Annotated in this window: 5 protein-coding genes; 2 read left to right on the forward strand and 3 right to left on the reverse strand. The window is 76.2% G+C overall.

The window, feature by feature from the left end; translation table 11 throughout:
* Nucleotides 1–115: 115 nt before the first annotated feature.
* On the forward strand, nucleotides 116–478 hold the full coding sequence (locus HUX53_RS03405) for a hypothetical protein (RefSeq protein WP_176401710.1): 363 nt from the start codon (nucleotides 116–118) through the stop codon (nucleotides 476–478).
* 7 nt (nucleotides 479–485) lie between these two features.
* Here the strand turns inward: HUX53_RS03405 and HUX53_RS39875 are convergent, their stop codons facing one another.
* The gene (locus HUX53_RS39875) at nucleotides 486–875 is read right to left on the reverse strand and encodes a hypothetical protein (RefSeq protein WP_217919033.1); all 390 of its coding nucleotides are present in this window, start codon (nucleotides 873–875) and stop codon (nucleotides 486–488) included.
* Nucleotides 872–1,801, reverse strand: a complete 930-nt coding sequence (locus tag HUX53_RS03410) for a beta-ketoacyl synthase (protein ID WP_217919034.1) — start codon at nucleotides 1,799–1,801, stop codon at nucleotides 872–874. The genes HUX53_RS39875 and HUX53_RS03410 overlap by 4 nt, the downstream gene beginning before the upstream one ends.
* 187 nt (nucleotides 1,802–1,988) lie before the next feature.
* On the opposite strand from HUX53_RS03410, the gene HUX53_RS03415 reads away from it, so the two are divergent.
* On the forward strand, nucleotides 1,989–2,840 hold the full coding sequence (locus HUX53_RS03415; protein WP_309237025.1) for an NAD-dependent protein deacetylase: 852 nt from the start codon (nucleotides 1,989–1,991) through the stop codon (nucleotides 2,838–2,840).
* Nucleotides 2,841–2,846: 6 nt separating this feature from the next.
* On the opposite strand, the gene HUX53_RS03420 is transcribed toward HUX53_RS03415, so the two are convergent.
* On the reverse strand, nucleotides 2,847–3,318 hold a 472-nt coding region (locus tag HUX53_RS03420), incomplete at its 5' end, for a DUF4142 domain-containing protein (protein WP_176401711.1).

Below are 3,318 nucleotides of genomic sequence, written 5' to 3' on the forward strand. Positions count from 1 at the left end.
GGGCCGCGGCGGCGCCGCGCCCCCGCGGCCCCGGCACCGGCACCGGCCGTTAGCCCCCGGCTGGACGGGTAGGACGGACGGGAAGTCCGAACCGTCCGCGTAAGGGGGTATCGCGATGGGCGAGTCGCAGCACCATCCGGTGCAGGGCGAGCACCGCTACGAGCAGGAGGTCGCCTCGGCGAGCGAGCACGAGGAGCGGCCCGGCAAGAGCCTCGTCACCACCGACCACGACGTCATCCGCCAGTGGGCGGAGGAGCGCGGCGCCGAGCCGTCCACCGTGCCGGGCAGCGACTACGGGGGCCGGCCGGGCCGGCTGCTGTTCGACTTCCCCGGCTACGGCGGCGAGAACCTGGAGCACATCTCCTGGGACGACTGGTTCACCACGTTCGACCAGCGCGAGCTGAACTTCCTCTACCAGGAGCACAAGAAGGACGGCTCGCAGAGCAACTTCTTCCAGCTGGAGAACCCGGGCCGCTGACCCGCCGCTAGGCGGGGATGAGGACGAGCGTCGCGTCGTGCCCGCCGAACCCGAACGAGTTCGACAGCGCGGGCGCGGCGGGCGCGATCGTCCGGGGCTCGCCGTGCACCACGTCGACCAGCGCGGTCTCGGCGTCGGGGGCGGCGAAGTTCGCGGTGGGCGGGACGAGGCCGTCCGCCGCGCTCAGCAGCGCGACCATCGCCTGCAGCGCGCCGCCGGCGCCGAGGATGTGCCCGGTGACGCCCTTGGTGGCGGTGACGGGCGGGGCGGCGCCGCCGAAGCAGCGGCCGATCGCGAGCGCCTCGGCGCCGTCGTTGCCGCGGGTGCCGGTGGCGTGCGCGCTGATGTGCCCGACGGCGGACGGGCCGAGCCCGGCGTCGGCGAGCGCGGCGGTCACGAGCGCGCGGCGACCTCGCCGTCCGGGCGGGGCTGGACGAGGTGGGCGGCGTCGGAGGCGCAGCCGTACCCGGCGACCTCCCCGTACACGCGGGCGCCGCGCGCGGCGGCGTGGTCGGCGCGCTCCAGCGTGAGGAACGCGGCGGCCTCCCCCACCACGAACCCGTCGCGGTCGGCGTCGAACGGGCGCCCGGCGGTGTGCGGGGTGGGGTCGCGGCGGGCGAGGGTGCCGATGCGGGCGAACGCGGCCATCACGAAGGGGGTGAGGATCGCGTCGACGCCGCCGGCGACGGCCGCGTCGATCCGGCCGGCCCGGATGGCGAGGACGGCCTCGCCGATCGCGGTGGCGCCGCTGGCGCAGCCGGTGGAGAAGGTGAGGCAGGGGCCCTCGCAGCCGTGCCGGATGGACACGTTCGCGGCGGTCGCGTTCGGCATGATCTTCGGGACGGCGGGGACCGGCACCCGGTCCAGGGTCCCGGCGTGCTCGTGGCCGCCGAGCGCGACGGCGGAGGCCAGGCCCGCGGCGGCCGTCCCCACGTAGACGCCGTGCCGGGCGGGGTCGCCGCCGTAGCCGGGCCCGGCGGCGGCGACGGCGTCGTCGGCGGCGGCGACGCCGAGCTTGGTCATCCGGTCGAGGCGGCGCCGCTCGGGCTTGCTGAAGTAGCGCTCCTCGTCCAGCGGCTGGGCGGGGCAGCCGAACGACACCGCGGTCCCGGCCTCCAGCAACTCGGGGACGTGCACGGCCTGCGACTTGCCGGCGAGGACGGTCGCGAGCACCTCCGCCGGCGTGCCGCCCGCCGGGCTCTTGACGCCGAACCCCGTCACCACGACCCGCGGCGTCCCGTCGGCCCGGAGGACTCCGGCGCGGTGTTCTCGGGCACGGGACTCCTGGGCACGGGAATCCTGGGCACGGTGCTCAGCGGTCATCCGCTCACCTCGCGGTAGGGGGTCCCGCGGAGGAGACGCGGGGCTTCGGAAGCTAGCGCGGCGGCGATCGTCGGAACTTGCCACCCCGTGCACATTCTCCTGGCGGTTTTTGTCACGCCGGTGACACGCGTCACAGGGGTATCGGGGGTTTCGTCCCCCACTCGCCCTGGTCGTGCACCATGGAGGAGTGACGCAGGTTGTGGAGAGCACGGCGGGGACGGACGAGCTGCCGCTGCTGGCCGATCTCGTCTCGGGCGGGGACGTGGTGGTGCTGAGCGGCGCGGGCCTGTCCACCGAGTCGGGCATCCCGGACTACCGCGGGGAGACGGGGCGCCGGCGGCGCGCGGAGCCGATAACCTACCAGGCGTTCACCGGGAGCGAGGCGGCGCGGCGCCGGTACTGGGCGCGCAGCCATCTCGGCTGGCGGCACATCGCGGCGGCGCGCCCGAACGCGGGGCACCGGGCGGTGGCGGAGCTGCAGCGGCGCGGCCTGGTCGCGGGGATCATCACCCAGAACGTCGACGGGCTGCAGCAGGCGGCCGGCGCGAGCGGCGTGATCGAGCTGCACGGGGCGCTGGACCGGGTCGTGTGCCTGTCCTGCGGGCAGCGGACGCCGCGCGCCCGGCTGGACGCGCGGCTGCACGCCGCGAACCCCGGCTTCGCGGCGCGGGCGAACGCGATCAACCCCGACGGCGACGCCGTGCTCCCCGACGCCGATATCGCGGCGTTCCGGGTCGTCGCGTGCGAGCGGTGCGGCGGGGTGCTCAAGCCCGACGTGATCTTCTTCGGGGAGAACGTGCCGCCCGCCCGGGTCCGGGACTGCTACGCGCTCACCGAGGGCGCGGGCGCGCTGCTGGTCCTCGGGTCGTCGCTGACGGTGCTGTCGGGGTACCGGTTCGTCCGGCACGCGTCCCGGCACGGCGTGCCCGTGGCGATCGTCAACCGGGGCGCGACGCGCGGCGACGAACACGCCCTGGTCACCGTGGACGCGCCGCTCGGCGCGACCCTCACGGCCCTCCTCGGCGAGCTGGGGCGGTAGCGGCCGTCAGCCCCGGCCGCCGGACAGCAGCGACGTCGCGGCGGGCGCCGGGGACCGCCGCGAGCCGGGCGGCGCGGGCGGCGGCGGGTCGGAGACGGCGGGCGGGTCGGGCAGCGTGTCGCCGGTGACGAACCCGGTGGTCTCCAGCTGCCTCATCTGCGCGCTGACGAACGGCTGCGCCTGCTCGGCGAACTTCCGCATGAGGGTGTTGCGGGTGCTGGCGCGGACGGCGCCGAGCTCGGCGTAGAGCAGGCCCTGCGCCATCCGCATCCGCGCGACGGCGGTCTTGTCGTAGTCGTTGCCGGACTTGCCGGTGATCTCCGACATCCAGCTCTGCTGGACCGGGGTCGGCCGGTTCGGCAGCGGCACGTTGAGCCGCCCGGCGACCTGGCGGTTCAGCTGGTCCAGCCGGGCGTGCCGGCGGGCGGTCTCGGCGAGCGCGCGGCGGGTGGCGGGCCGGGCGGCCTCCGAGACCGCC

The sequence above is a fragment of the Actinomadura sp. BRA 177 genome, assembly GCF_013372625.1.
Lineage (GTDB): Bacteria > Actinomycetota > Actinomycetes > Streptosporangiales > Streptosporangiaceae > Spirillospora.